Annotated in this window: 13 protein-coding genes and 1 pseudogene; 3 read left to right on the top strand and 11 right to left on the bottom strand. The window is 62.1% G+C overall.

Annotation, left to right across the window (positions count from 1 at the left end; all coding sequences use genetic code 11):
* Positions 1 to 65 precede the first annotated feature (65 nt).
* The 3 genes from D7S89_RS25670 to pdxR (D7S89_RS25680) form a co-directional block, all read right to left on the bottom strand.
* Positions 66 to 1847 carry a S53 family peptidase gene (locus D7S89_RS25670; protein ID WP_220702208.1) on the bottom strand — a complete coding sequence of 594 codons (1782 nt, stop codon included), beginning with the start codon at positions 1845 to 1847 and terminating at the stop codon, positions 66 to 68.
* A gap of 400 nt (positions 1848 to 2247) precedes the next feature.
* On the bottom strand, positions 2248 to 2916 hold the full coding sequence (locus tag D7S89_RS25675; protein ID WP_121281697.1) for a glutathione binding-like protein: 669 nt from the start codon (positions 2914 to 2916) through the stop codon (positions 2248 to 2250).
* A 135-nt stretch (positions 2917 to 3051) separates the two neighbouring features.
* Positions 3052 to 4527, bottom strand: coding sequence for a MocR-like pyridoxine biosynthesis transcription factor PdxR (gene pdxR, locus D7S89_RS25680; protein WP_121281698.1), 1476 nt, complete (start codon positions 4525 to 4527; stop codon positions 3052 to 3054).
* Positions 4528 to 4631: 104 nt separating this feature from the next.
* Between pdxR (D7S89_RS25680) and D7S89_RS25685 the strand changes: the two genes are divergently transcribed.
* Positions 4632 to 5111, top strand: a complete 480-nt coding sequence (locus D7S89_RS25685; protein ID WP_121281699.1) for a cupin domain-containing protein — start codon at positions 4632 to 4634, stop codon at positions 5109 to 5111.
* A 54-nt stretch (positions 5112 to 5165) separates the two neighbouring features.
* On the opposite strand, the gene D7S89_RS25690 is transcribed toward D7S89_RS25685, so the two are convergent.
* Positions 5166 to 5603 carry a GlcG/HbpS family heme-binding protein gene (locus D7S89_RS25690; protein ID WP_121281700.1) on the bottom strand — a complete coding sequence of 146 codons (438 nt, stop codon included), beginning with the start codon at positions 5601 to 5603 and terminating at the stop codon, positions 5166 to 5168.
* A gap of 127 nt (positions 5604 to 5730) precedes the next feature.
* Here D7S89_RS25690 and D7S89_RS25695 point away from each other — a divergent pair, with 127 nt between their 5' ends.
* Positions 5731 to 6615: a LysR family transcriptional regulator gene (locus D7S89_RS25695; protein ID WP_121281701.1), complete on the top strand. Its 885-nt coding sequence runs from the start codon at positions 5731 to 5733 to the stop codon at positions 6613 to 6615.
* Positions 6616 to 6647: 32 nt separating this feature from the next.
* Here D7S89_RS25695 and D7S89_RS28060 read toward each other — a convergent pair whose 3' ends face one another.
* The gene (locus tag D7S89_RS28060) at positions 6648 to 6992 is read right to left on the bottom strand and encodes a cupin domain-containing protein (protein ID WP_245983299.1); all 345 of its coding nucleotides are present in this window, start codon (positions 6990 to 6992) and stop codon (positions 6648 to 6650) included.
* A gap of 188 nt (positions 6993 to 7180) precedes the next feature.
* On the bottom strand, positions 7181 to 7939 hold the full coding sequence (locus D7S89_RS25705) for an NAD-dependent epimerase/dehydratase family protein (RefSeq protein WP_121281703.1): 759 nt from the start codon (positions 7937 to 7939) through the stop codon (positions 7181 to 7183).
* A 67-nt stretch (positions 7940 to 8006) separates the two neighbouring features.
* Here D7S89_RS25705 and pdxR (D7S89_RS25710) point away from each other — a divergent pair, with 67 nt between their 5' ends.
* Entirely contained in the window at positions 8007 to 9494 is a 1488-nt protein-coding gene (pdxR, locus tag D7S89_RS25710; protein ID WP_121281704.1) for a MocR-like pyridoxine biosynthesis transcription factor PdxR, read from the top strand.
* Positions 9495 to 9787: 293 nt separating this feature from the next.
* Here the strand turns inward: pdxR (D7S89_RS25710) and D7S89_RS25715 are convergent, their stop codons facing one another.
* From D7S89_RS25715 to D7S89_RS25725, 5 genes and pseudogenes are all read right to left on the bottom strand, one after another.
* Complete coding sequence (locus D7S89_RS25715) at positions 9788 to 10300, bottom strand: hypothetical protein (RefSeq protein ID WP_121281705.1); 513 nt, start codon at positions 10298 to 10300, stop codon at positions 9788 to 9790.
* 54 nt (positions 10301 to 10354) lie between these two features.
* Positions 10355 to 11239 (bottom strand): hypothetical protein, encoded by an 885-nt coding sequence (locus tag D7S89_RS25720; RefSeq protein WP_147426770.1) that lies wholly within the window; start codon positions 11237 to 11239, stop codon positions 10355 to 10357.
* Between the two features lie 209 nt (positions 11240 to 11448).
* Positions 11449 to 11553: pseudogene (locus D7S89_RS28365) on the bottom strand (formyltetrahydrofolate deformylase); the annotation flags it as partial.
* Between the two features lie 34 nt (positions 11554 to 11587).
* A complete protein-coding gene (locus tag D7S89_RS28200; RefSeq protein WP_281273191.1) occupies positions 11588 to 11713 on the bottom strand; it encodes a hypothetical protein in 126 nt (41 codons plus the stop codon).
* 302 nt (positions 11714 to 12015) lie between these two features.
* Complete coding sequence (locus tag D7S89_RS25725; protein ID WP_121281707.1) at positions 12016 to 12297, bottom strand: DUF3331 domain-containing protein; 282 nt, start codon at positions 12295 to 12297, stop codon at positions 12016 to 12018.
* Between the last annotated feature and the right edge of the window lie 351 nt (positions 12298 to 12648).

Raw genomic sequence — 12648 nt, forward strand, 5'->3', positions numbered from 1 at the left:
CTTGATCTACTACTCGGCCGCGAAGCGATCGCGGCCGTCCCACGCATCTTCACATCTTCATGTCGTCATCGTTGATAGCGCATCGCGTTCGCCAGCGAGCCGGCATTCCACGAGCCCCAGCCTGAGGCCTGGTTGAATTGCCCCGGGACAACTGAATAGGCGCCATTGGTGCCGCCCGTCAGCAGGTTGTAGCAATTCGTGCAATCGCCGTTCGTCTTGTTCACTTGATCCCGCCCGATGTCATAGTAAGTCTGCTGCCAGAAGTACGGCGGGATGCCGCTCTGCAACAGGCGCGCATAGGTCCCGGCGAGCAGCGGTGCGGCCAGACTCGTGCCGCCGAAGACTGCCCACTGCGTCTGATACGTACCGGTGCTGTTGTAGCCGCCGTTGACGATCCACAGCCCTGAATTCGGGTCGCCGTCCATGACGAAGTCAGGCGTGCTCCGATGCGTCCCGGCGATGGTGGCGACCACGTTCTGATAGTACGGACGCGTCTCCGTAGCCGCCGGTCCGCTCTCGCTTCCCGACCACAGCGTTTCGTGATCGTAGGTGGAGTACGAGTTCGACGTGTTGTAAATGGTCGAGGCTCCAACCGACACGACGTACGGAGAACTGCCTGGGAATCCGGTAGAGCTCGCGCCGTTCGAACATTGCGGATGGCCACCGTAGTCCTGGGTGATGGCGAAGACGGTGATGTTCTTGGCGACTGCGGCGCTCAGTGCGGTGTCCCAGCTATCGCGCAGATCCTGTGGGATATCCGCGTCGCACGTCGCGGCAAACGAAAGGGAGATGATCGGTCGATTGTCGCTGACTGCGGCGCTTACGGAGGCCAGTTCGTCGCTGAGGTCCGTCGACGGCGCCGAATAGAATGCGATTCCCTGGAGCGAACCAGCCATGGTGGCGACCGCATCGACATCGAGCACGGCTTCCGTTTGCGCCTCGAAATCTCCGTGCGTGTACCCGGTCGGATAGAAGAAGGTGAGGGGAACATAGGCGAAGCCGTAGTTGCCGGCCCATTGCTGGTACAGGTAAGTCGTGTTGCCTTGATCCCCCACTCCGATGATCGCCACCGTTTGGCTACTGGCTGGCGCAAGGCTGGCCGCGCCGTATAGCGAAGGCAAGTCGGTCGGTCCGTGCACACACTCCGTGCAGGCAACGGTTCCGGACGCCGATAGCGTGCCGGACAAACCAGCGCGCTTCGAAGCCACTTCGCTGTTTGTTGCAGACGCCGCTACGGCGCCCGACAGGCCGCGCTCCTCGAACGACCGTAGTCCGTGTACCGCGCTCACGACATCGCTCAAAGCGGCGGGGATGGTGACCGGGTCTACGTTGGCGACACCGTCGAGCACGCCGCGCTGCAGATGACGCATTCGCGTTTTGAAGGCCGACTGCACATTGGCCGCGGTCCCCCATGCGGTCACCATCGTGCGATCCTTCGAGATATAAATCTGCCTGAAACCGTTCGAAACCAGAAAGTCGTAAACGCGCATCGACTCGGCACGGCTAGGCAAATAGCGGGCCTCCAACTCGCGATCCGTCAACGGCGATCTCGTGCCCGCTCTCACCTGCTCGGCGACTTGCCGCAATTCCTGCTTGTTGTGCATCTTCAACACCACGTTCACTCGTAGTTGGTCGCTGGCCTGCATGAGTTGCGCGTGATCAGCGGCCTGAAGCGCGACGCCCGCCGTGAGCGCGATTCCTGCGTGACTGCTCGCCTCAATACCATCGCCGCTGTTGGTGGTGGCCGCGGCCTGTGCATTGCTGGACACGGCACCCATCAATCCAACGGCCGCCAATCCGCCAACGATAACCGTCGATGCCCTCGATAGAATCATTGATCGCGACATAACACGTGTCTCCTTCATGTGGAGGTTGCCCTCCGGGTTTTAAGGGGATCATGAAACGAGGCTGCGTACTCGGCACGTCGGTGCCGAATTCGATTTCAAGGAAGGCGTGGTGTCTTGTTGGGGGCGAATATCGCACAAATTTTTATTAACAGGTGTTAGCCATTTTTGTGAAATGGAATGTACTTAGTTTTCCGAAAGGATTTGATTTTTAATTCAGACTGGTATGTATTTTATTTGTCGATGTCAAATCCCAAATACTGAGCGGGACTTGGGATTTTGGCGGTCGGAAAGGGCGACCCATGGCGCTGCGACTGAGGGTTACGAGCCGCGCATGGTGGGGACCAATAGCAAATGGGCGCGCCGTTGCAGCGCGCCCATTCTGTCCTTACATCACGTCACGTCACTTCGCGGCGGCCGCGACAGCCTGCCCGGGCCGCGCATACACATCCGGGACGCCATCGTAGACGCGCCGCGTCGCCGGCCGCTCTTTCACCGCTTCAAACCAGCGCTTGAGATTCTCGAATTCGTCGAGGTTCTGGCCATGCGGGGCGTGCGGCACGATCCACGGATAGCAGGCCATGTCGGCAATCGTATAGCTGTTGCCGGCGACGAAGGCACGCGTCGCGAGGCGCTTGTCGAGAACGCCATACAGTCGCTTCGTTTCGTTCGTATAGCGTTCGATCGCGAACGGCACGGGCTCGCTCGCATAGACACGGAAATAGCCGGCTTGTCCTGCCATCGGGCCGAGGCCCGCCATCTGCCAGAACAGCCATTGCGCCATTTCGGCACGCCCGCGCGTGTCGGTGTAGAGGAACTGTTGGGTCTTTTCGGCCAGATACATCAGGATCGCGCCCGACTCGAACATCGGGATCGGTGCGCCGCCGTCCGCGGGGGCATGGTCGACGATCGCCGGGATGCGATTGTTCGGCGAGATGGCGAGGAACTCAGGCTTGAACTGCTCGCCGCGCGAGAGGACCACCGGGAGGATGCGATGTTCGAGGCCCGCTTCCTCGAGAAACAGACGGATTTTGAGGCCGTTCGGTGTGGGCGCGTAGTACAGATCGATCATGGTTGCCGGTCCCTATGGTGACGAGTTGACGATTGGCGTGCAGCATAGCCGCCTTGGAGCGGATCGAAGGGGCCAGCTGTGTGCAAAACGAAGGAACCAGTCAGGAACCCGCGGCGCGTCGGTACTGCGTTGGCGCTACGCGCGCTTCAGTGCGCGCGACAGGCGCTTCATCGCCGCGGAAATGTCTTCGGCTTCGATGCGGCCAAAGCCGAAGGCGATGCCGTCGCCGGCCGCGACGCTGCTTGCGCGCGACCGTCTCTCGAGCAGAAAGTCGCTCACCGGCTGCGCGCCGATCGCATGTTGCCGCGTTTGCGTGAGGATGCGGCCCGCTTCGCGACGGTCGCGATAGCGTGCGCACAGATGGATGCCGGCCAGGGCCGGCACTGCTTCGAACCACGGTGCCAATTCGTCAGCGAAACTGGCGAGCATCGCTTCGCGGCGCAGCGCGTAGTGCTTGCGCATCTTGCGCACGTGGCGCGCCAGATGCCCTTCGAGAATGAAGCGAGCGAGCGCGTCCTGCACCTGTACGTTGCCGGCCGAATCGGTGCAGTGCTTGGCCGCGATCAGCATGTCGAGCGCCCACGCGGGTGCCACGATGTAGCCGATACGCAGCGACGGAAAGAGACTCTTCGAAAACGTGCCGACGTAGGCCACTGTGCTGTCGCGATCGAGTGTCTGCAAAGCGTCGAGCGGCTGTGAGCCGTAGCGGAACTCGCCGTCATAATCGTCCTCGATGATCAGCGCGCCGTTCTTGCGGGCGAATTCGAGCAACGCATGGCGTCGCTTCATCGACATCGGGACACCCGTCGGAAACTGGTGCGAGGGCGTCACATAGACGATGCGGATGTCGCTCGTCAGGTGATCCACGCAGATCCCTTCGTCGTCGACGGGAATCGGTACGAGCTGCGCGCCTGCCGCCAACATGGCCGTGCAGAGCGGTGGATAGCCGGGATCTTCGACGGCGACTTTCGTTTGCCCGCGCGTGACGAACACGCGCGCGAGCAGATCGAACGCTTGCTGCGCGCCCGTCGTCACGAGGACATCGTGCTCGTCGCATGCCACGGCGCGCGCATAGCCGGCGTGCTGCGCAATCGCGGCGCGCAGCAGTGGCTGGCCCTCGGTCGGCGGATAGCCGAACGCGGCTGGCTGCGCGAACGGCAGGGCGTGCACGAGCAAGCGACGCCACACGTCGAGCGGAAAGTAGCGATGTTCCGGGACGCCAAGCTGAAAGGCAGCCGGTTCGGGCTTCGCATTCGCGGGCGGCTCGCGTCGCGGTGCGAGCGCAAGCCAGTCGACGGTGTTCTGGCGTCGTTCGCGTGGCAGCCGTTTGCGCTTGACGGCGACCTGTGCCGGCGTCACGTCGGCTACGACCGCCTTCGCGCCAGGGCGCGTGAGCAGGTAGCCCTCGGCCATCAACAGATCGTAGGCTGCGATGACCGTGTTGCGCGCGATGCCATAGGCGGTCGCGACGCGTCGTGTCGCGGGCAGCTCGGTGCCCGGCGTGAGGCGCCCTTCGAGGATGGCCGCGCGCAGCTGATGATGCAGGCGCTGCGCACGCCCCTCGCCATCGTGCTTGTCGAGGTCGAGCGGGAACGCAAAAACTGGCTCCATCGATATTTCCCGAACTGGATCAAGAAGTGAGCCAGTTTAACGCTAAAGTCCTTGCCATAGCAGATCGTTAGTTCACCTCTTCTCTTCGCCATGGAGACCTCAACATGAGCCAACCGCTTGTCACCCCGCCGGCCTCGATGTTCGACTACCTGCCGGCTCGGATCGGTCGCAGTGCCGACGTGCCGTGGATTCGCGAATCGGACGTGAAGTCATGGAAGCCGCTGCGCTTCGCATCGGACGGCAGCTACTTCGTGGAATTGCTGCGGATGAGCCCCGGCGCCGTGATGCCGCTGCATCGGCATACCGGCCCGATCCATGCGTTCAACCTCGAAGGCGAGCGTGTGCTGTGCACGGGCGAGCGCATCGGCCCGGGGGACTACGTGTTCGAGCCGCCCGGCAACACCGACTGGTGGCGGATCGTCGGCGACCAGCCGATGACGGTGCTCGTCGTCGTGAACGGCACGGTCGAGTTTCTCGACGCCAAGGGCCAGGTGCGCTCGCGTGCCTCAGCACAAACACAGCTCGAGGCATATCGCCGCTATTGCGAGCAGCACGGCGTGCCGATGCTCGATCTGATCGATTGAAGTCGCGGTCGCTTGCAGGACCGGCTGATCTTGCCGACGTGCTGTGCCGTGTTGTTAGCGCAGTGCGTCGGCGCCGGCCTGCGCGACTTGCGCATCTTGATGCGACTGCATGCCGGAGATGCCGATGGCGCCGATCACCGCGCCGTCGCGCACGAGCGGGATACCGCCGTCGAGGGGCGTCAGGTTGGTCATGCCGAGTAGACGCCAGTGCAGGCCGCCTTCTGTCAGCGCATCCTCGAAGCGCTTCGTGGGGCGCTTGAAGCGCACGGCCGTCTCGGCTTTCTGACGGGCGACTTCGATGCTGCCAAGTTGTGTGTTGTCGAGCCGGTGCAGAAGGACCAGATGCCCACCGCTGTCGACGATGGCGATGGCCATCGGCCAGTCTTGCCGTGCCGCTTCGTCATGGGCGGCCTGGGCGACATGCCGGGCTTCATCGAGTGTGATCGGTGCGCCGTAACGTAGTGCCGATGGGTTGAGTGTGTCTTGGTTCATTGCGGTGTCTCGTTCGGATGGATTGTGTGCAGCGGTGTAATGGCCGCGCCTAAAATGTACGGCGCGTGCCACGCGGCAACCAGATGCCGGGCCGTAAGCGATTCTTCCGCTAACCGAGATAATCAGAATGAAGTCAGACGAGGACTACGGGGTACTGCTGGCAGTCGTCGACCACGGCAGTCTCACGGCTGCGGCCGAGGCATTGGACCGTTCGCTGCAATCGGTGAGCCGGGCACTCGCGGCGATCGAGCGGCAATTGAAGATCACGCTGTTCACTCGCACGACACGGCGCGTGCATCCTACGCCGGCGTGCCTGGCGTTCGTCGAACGCGTGCGGCCGGCTTTGCGCGAGATTGCCGCCGCGCGCGACGAGTTGACCGAGCAACAGGCACAACTGCGCGGCGCCATTCGAGTGGCTGCGCCACCTGCGTTCGGCGCACGGTACATTGCGCCGGCGCTGGCTGCGTTCCTGCGGGCGCATCCGGGTGTTAGCGTCGAGCTGGCGCTTTCCGAGCGTCATGTCGACCTTGGCGAGGCTGGTGCCGATCTGGCATTGCGGCTCGGCCACTTACCGTCGTCGACCTTGCGCGCCAAGCGGATTGGCGAACTGCGCCGGGTCGTGTTCGGTGCACCCGAATACTTTGCCGGGCGCGGCTATCCGCGCGTACCGGCTGACCTGGCCGATCACGATTGCCTGATCCGGCAAGGGCTTGAGCACGACCGCTGGGAGTTCAGCGAGCCGGGCATGGCCGTCGATGTGCGGGGCCGCTTTCGCTCGACCAGTGCCGAGGCTTGCAACATGGCGGCTGTGGCGGGCTGCGGTGTCGCACGCGCGCCGCTTTGGCAGGTACGTGAACTCGTGGAGTCGGGCAGCGTGCAGATCGTGCTGGCCGAGTTCGAGCCGCAGGCTGCGCCTCTTAATCTCGTCTGGGCGACGGGCAGGGCGTTGCCGCGCCGCGTGCGGGCGCTTGTTGATTTTCTTGCGGAGCGGCTGAGTAAAGAGGTGGGGTAGCGGCCGACACCTGTGACGGACGCTGCAAAACCCTATGATGGTTCTGGAATAACAAGCGGCCCGCAGTGCTCGTCGGTGACGAAGAACGCGAGCAGCTTCGCGTTGCGTGTCATGTCGGGGTTCTCGATGAACACATGCAATGCGCGTGGCGGCTCGAACCACGTGCTGCCCAGCGTGTAATTGATGGGTGGCTCACCTTCCATTTGGGAGCGCACGGTGCCTTCGAGCACGAATGCCGTGACTGAGCCCGGATGCCGATGCGCAGCCGTAAACGCATGCGGCGGGTACTCGACGATGGCTGTCGTTACCGACTTGCCGACGATATTAGGTAGCGGCACGCACGAGAGCACGCGGACCTGCGACTTGGGGCGCGCCACCGTTTGATGCGTCTTTAGGGACTCCCCCTCTGACCGCAATGGCTCGAACCCATGTCGGCCAGTACCGCACAAGGCGTCAAACAGATCGGATGGTATCTCGCGGCCGTGCGGTCGCATCGCCGAGACGAGCGCAAGCGATAATACGATGCCCGTTGCAGCGATCCCGAGGGGCGACGGTGCATGGCGTGTCATGACTGCACCTGCGCGAGCAGTAGCCGCATGCCCGGATGCCATTCGAGCTCACGCTTGGCTTTTTCGCTGCTGACTTCAGCTTGATCCTCAGCGATGTTGAAGACGCCCGTTGCGCGCAGTTGCACGGCCAAGAGCGTAGCCCAAGCCGCAGCTTCGACGTGCACGGGGCTTGCGCCGGCGCGCTCGAGCCGGCCCGTACGCGGACCATACAGGTTGCCGTAGCGCAGCACTGCGCCGGCCGCTTGGTGGTCGTCTTGGCCGACGCCGAGTACCGCACGTTCGAGCGCGGCGACACCGCGCACGGTGATGCCGCGTGAGCCATCGGCAGCCAGATCGAGCGGTTGTGTTTCGAGGTACGGCTTCTCGCCGTCGGCATAAGCCCACGCGATGCTCTGCGCGACGATGTGAAGGCAGCCTGCGGCAAGCGCCGCATGCACAAGGTTTGCCGTTCCTTCCTCGCGCACGCGGGCATTGCGCCCAATCGCATCGGCCATGTACTGCGGATCGAGGCCTGGCGGCAGATCAGTCAGCTGATGCACGACGACGGTCGGCTCAACGCGCGCCACTGCCGCAGTGAGCGTATCCCGGTCGAATACGTCGACGACGACGGGCCGTGCGCCCATCGCTTCGATGACTGCAGCGCGTTCGGGGCGCCGCGTCGTGCCGTACACGGTATAGCCCGCCTCGACGAGCAGTGGCACGAGGGCCGCACCGATGGCGCCCGTCGCGCCGGCCAGAAAAACGGTTTCGCTCATGGATGGGTTCTCCGCTATCAATAGGAGCCAGTTTGGCATTAGGATGTCCTAGCGAAAAGGACCAAAAATGAATGAAAAGACTAGGCCATCCAATCTAAGCGATGCCCTGAGCGAGGCAGCGTTGACGGCGCTCGAGCGCGGTAACCGCGTGCCGTTGTCTCGGCAGATCTACGAACGTCTGCGTGCGGCGATCGACACGCGGATGCTGCTGCCGGGCGCTCGCGTAGCGTCGGCACGCAGCTTCGCGAGCGAACTTGGCGTCGCACGCGGCACCGTCGAAGCTGCCTATCAACGGTTGGCTGGCGAGGGCTATCTGCTCGCGAGAGGACCTGCCGGCACGATCGTTTCGCCGCATCTTCCGGCCAGCCCTAAGCACGCGAAGCAGCATGATGCGAAGTCGACACCGCGCGTGCATACGACTACAAGCCGTGCGACGACCACGCTCGTGAGCGAGCCGCCGCTGCCCCTTCAGCTTGGCATCCCCGCGCTCGACGCGTTTCCGCGCAAGCTGTGGTCACGGCTTGCGGCGCGGCGCATCCGGGCGACATCGGCGGCCGATCTTTCGTATGGCGATCCGTGCGGCTATGCCCCGCTGCGGCAGGCGATCGCGGCGTATCTGCTCGTGTCGCGAGGCGTCTCATGCCGGCCTGAGCAGGTGTTCGTCACGAGCGGCTATCGCGCGTCGCTGGCATTGATCGCGCATACGTTGCTTGTGCCCGGTGATCGCGTCTGGGTCGAAGACCCTTCCTATCCACCGACGCGCACCTTGCTCGAACACGCGCGCATGCGTGCGGTGGCGGTGCCGGTCGACGACGCAGGGCTCATCGTCGAGCAAGGCGTTCGGCGTTCGCCGAAGGCCAGGATGGCGATCGTCACTCCCTCGCATCAGGCACCGCTGGGGGTATCGATGACGATGCAGCGCAGACTGCAATTGCTCGAATGGGCGGCGGGCAGCGGAGCCTGGATCGTCGAGGACGATTACGACGGCGAGTTCCACTACGATGGCCCGCCATTGCCGGCGCTGAAGAGCCTCGACGCGAGCGACCGCGTGCTGTATGCGGGCAGCTTCTCGAAGGTACTGTTTCCTGGGTTGGGGCTTGGTTACATCGTCGTGCCCGAGCGATTGGTCGAGGTGTTCTCGGCGGCGGCGCAAGTGTGGTCGAACGGCTGTCCGCGCGTGACGCAGGCGATCGTTGCTGATTTCCTGGCGGGCGGGCATTTCGCACGGCATTTGAAGAAGATGCGGCTGCTGTACGCGCGCCGTCGCGAGTGGCTGGTCACGGCGCTCGAGCAGGCATTCGGTGAGCGTGTGCACATCGATCTGACGCGTGGCGGCATGCACCTTGTCGTGCGCGTCGTGACACGCGCGGGCGACAAGACGCTCGCGCGACGCGCACAGCAAGCCGGTCTCAATTGCCAGCCGCTATCGGCGCGTTATGCGTCGGGCATTGGCGAGCAGGGGTTATTGATGGGATTGACGAATGTGGCTTCGGCCGAACAGGCGCGGGGAATTGCGTCGACGTTGCGCAAGGCATGGATGGGAAGCGAGGATTGAACGCTCCCACTCGCGGCAAAGCAATCACGCATGCATGACGATTCGCGGCTCTTTCGCTCAGATGCAGATTCAGTCGAAGCCCGGTGAAATCGGCGGTGTGATGCTTGCTGCGCAGAACGGTACGAAGCCGACGGAGGCGGCCGATACGTGGGTCGCGACCCATGGTGCTCGCGTCGAGAGGTGGGGGCGGTCGAATTGACGGTAGGTCGAGTGGTGATCCCTTCAGGCGAAGTGCACGGTACGAAGGCTGTGCGCTTCGCCCTTTTATGCCTTTGCTTCACGGTTGCATGGAGTCACTTGCTACTGACCGTGGTGGACCCAACGGCCTTCTTATAAGAGGTCGGCAATGACGCAGATGCCGTAGGTGTAACGGCCGGAGGTTGTCCCTTGGCAAACGCGAGGTGGACCGGATCGTTCGAGTCCGCATCTAGTGCGTCGAGCGTAATAGGGATACCGCGATAGCCGATCACGACCGGGACTTCGAATTTTCGATCGAGCGTGACTCCGGCACTATTGCCGCTTACGAACGTCACTTGTCCGCCGGGATAGTCGAGCCTTCCGTCCCCCCCGAGCTTCGAATAGAGAGCGTTCAACTCCGTGATGAACTGCGTTGCTTGGTCAATAGTCGGCGTCGATGCGGTAGCCGCGTTACTTGCTTGGGCGGTATTTGCGTTCGTGGTGCTTGCCGTGCTCGGTTGCGGAACAAGGAATTTACTCAGTGCATCCCAGACTGCTTTGGCCTTGCTACCGTCGGGCAGGTTTAGTCCGCCTGCGGCCCCTACGCCTACGGACTGTTTGAAGGACATGCTGACGTTTATGGCTCTCGTTGCGAAGATCTCCGTGACGACTATCAGTCTGGGTTAGCCGTAAGGACAGTAACTATCGGCCGCGCCTTTTCGGGCAATGAGTTCCTCGATGACCGGTTGTACGTCGGCAGCCGGTGGCGCGTTAGCGGAGCTTCGCCCCGATTTCCATTCATTGAGTGCCTTGATCATCGTGGCGGCAGGCAAACCGTACGATTCGGCACTCGGTACAGAAATCTGGATCTGGTCGACAGCACTGGCGCTGACTCCTAGGTTGGCGAGAATCGTCGGCAGCGGCACGATTGCGGACGCCTGTGCCTGTGTCGCCGAAACGGAAAAGAATTCGGGCAATGACACAGGCATCGCGCGCGTCAATGTACGACTCAGGAAGATGCCATCTTGTGGATTGTTGGGCGTCCCGGTGGCTGATGCTGGGACACGGAGGTTTGCCGACGCGACGCTGCGTTTGCCGTGCTTCGCCACGGCCTGTGCTCCCTTCTGCGTGGTGATGTCGGACGCGGGTTGACCTCCATCGGCAACTACAGCCGCTTTGCCTGAAGTGTCCGCACCGTTGCTTGTGCTGCCGTTGTCAGACGCTGAGGTATCTTTGTCAGCTGGGATCGGCATGCGCGGCAACTGTACGCGCGAGCGGTAGTTGGTCGATAGATAGCCTTGCTTGTGGAGGCCATCGTCGAGCATGCCCGGCACCGTAGCGACCCACAGAGCAGTTGGCATAAAACGACGCTTCGCCTTGTTCTCGTTGAGATCCGCGTCCGCGAGCGACGCTAGGCAGTTCAGGTAGATGTCACCGACCTGAATATCGGCGCGTGGTGGGAACACAGGCCAAATTGAGTACTGCGCAAACTGATCGGACCACGTATCTCTAAGCGCACCTGGGCCGTTAACCGCGTCCGACGCACACCCCGTCAACAGTGCTCCCATCGACAAACAGGCGCACGCCCCCCAAGCCACGTATGACCGTGTCTTCATCGCATCCCCCGTTGGTGGTGGGCTCGAACCCGGTATGTCCTTACCTGCACGGGTCGAGCATTGGTTTTCGACTTCTTGTATTCGTCTGTTCTATGAAGAATCGCCGAAAATTTCAAGCCATTGCCAACGTGTGGGTGTTTAAAACGGTGCAGCCAGCGCGCCTATTGCAGCACCACCGTTCGTCGCTCTCCATTGATGAACACGCGTGGCTCGACGAACGCTTTCACGGTCGGCGCGAACGTGATGCAACTCCACGTCGCGCCCGTTGTGGTGCCTCGTGCTCACAGACGCCATGGAAACTCAGCGTATGAAAAAGCGCGAGTTCGTCTCGTCGTCGAAGACGGTCGGCTCGTCGACGTAGCCGTGATTCCGATCGAGCAAGCCGATGACTCGGCCCGAGGGGTTCAGGTACGCAATTGTCGGCATTAAAGGAGCGGAGCGATCTGCCGTAGGCATGCGCACCCCGAGGTGTGGAATGACAGATACCACATGCGCTGCCAAGAACAGGCCCGTGATCCGGTATGCCCAAGTAACGCAAGCCAGATTCCAGGCGGATAGAACTTACGCACTGCGCCGATGGTATAGGTACGCGAAGGGGCAGCGCAGGCCCTTCGCTACCCAATGAAAATTGAAGCGAGAATGGATTTGCACGCCTAATTAAAATACGTCCGCCGTTGTCAACTCCGGTTTTCCGTAGTGAAGTTCCGGCGGACGTCGAATCGACGAAACTATTCGTCGACAGAACAGAATGCCTCGACCGAAATCATCGCCGATGCATTCGCCGGTGCGGGCCGCTCGGCGGGCCTGAAAACGGCATCGCCGCGACGAATGGCGCGGCGTGATACGACACAGGTCCCCGAGGAATTGGCGGAACGGCGCCGCCAGCGCTGTTCACCGTAATGGCAGCGGCCAGGCTCTACCCAGCGAATGATGAGCGTGTTTTCGGATTGTTCGAGTATTTCGATCTGGATGCGGCTTAGGTCTAGGGAGGGAGACTTTTTTGTCCTCATTGCTGCTCCTTGAATCGAGCCCCCTAAATGTATTCGTCTGCCGATCGAATCGCTATCGTTATATCCGTAGAAACACCATTCTCAAAAATGAAACAATCTACGGGTAACGCGCTACTAATTCGCGTCATTGTTCGGTAAAGAAATGCTAATTGATGGATTGTGTGCACCAAAACGGGTAATTCCGTGCAACACATCCTCGAAGCGCTCGCGTGAAGCCGCGTCAGCGTTGGCCACTGCACACTGCGGGGTCTAGAATCGCGCGAGCCGCAAAGCCGCAAAGCCGCAAAGCCGCAAAGCCGCAAAGCCGCAAAGCCGCAAACCCGCAAAGCCGCAAAGCCGCAAACCCGCAAA

This window comes from Trinickia fusca (assembly GCF_003628145.1).
Classification (GTDB): Bacteria; Pseudomonadota; Gammaproteobacteria; order Burkholderiales; family Burkholderiaceae; genus Trinickia; species Trinickia fusca.

Bases quoted from the DNA above. Each gene is read 5' to 3' on its own strand.
- D7S89_RS25670 (WP_220702208.1), bottom strand. From the start codon at position 1,847: ATGTCGCGATCAATGATTCTATCGAGGGCATCGACGGTTATCGTTGGC.
- D7S89_RS25675 (WP_121281697.1), bottom strand. From the start codon at position 2,916: ATGATCGATCTGTACTACGCGCCCACACCGAACGGCCTCAAAATCCGT.
- pdxR (WP_121281698.1), bottom strand. From the start codon at position 4,527: ATGGAGCCAGTTTTTGCGTTCCCGCTCGACCTCGACAAGCACGATGGC.
- D7S89_RS25685 (WP_121281699.1), top strand. From the start codon at position 4,632: ATGAGCCAACCGCTTGTCACCCCGCCGGCCTCGATGTTCGACTACCTG.
- D7S89_RS25690 (WP_121281700.1), bottom strand. From the start codon at position 5,603: ATGAACCAAGACACACTCAACCCATCGGCACTACGTTACGGCGCACCG.
- D7S89_RS25695 (WP_121281701.1), top strand. From the start codon at position 5,731: ATGAAGTCAGACGAGGACTACGGGGTACTGCTGGCAGTCGTCGACCAC.
- D7S89_RS25705 (WP_121281703.1), bottom strand. From the start codon at position 7,939: ATGAGCGAAACCGTTTTTCTGGCCGGCGCGACGGGCGCCATCGGTGCG.
- pdxR (WP_121281704.1), top strand. From the start codon at position 8,007: ATGAATGAAAAGACTAGGCCATCCAATCTAAGCGATGCCCTGAGCGAG.
- D7S89_RS25715 (WP_121281705.1), bottom strand. From the start codon at position 10,300: ATGTCCTTCAAACAGTCCGTAGGCGTAGGGGCCGCAGGCGGACTAAAC.
- D7S89_RS25720 (WP_147426770.1), bottom strand. From the start codon at position 11,239: ATGGGAGCACTGTTGACGGGGTGTGCGTCGGACGCGGTTAACGGCCCA.
- D7S89_RS28200 (WP_281273191.1), bottom strand. From the start codon at position 11,713: ATGCCGACAATTGCGTACCTGAACCCCTCGGGCCGAGTCATCGGCTTG.
- D7S89_RS25725 (WP_121281707.1), bottom strand. From the start codon at position 12,297: ATGAGGACAAAAAAGTCTCCCTCCCTAGACCTAAGCCGCATCCAGATC.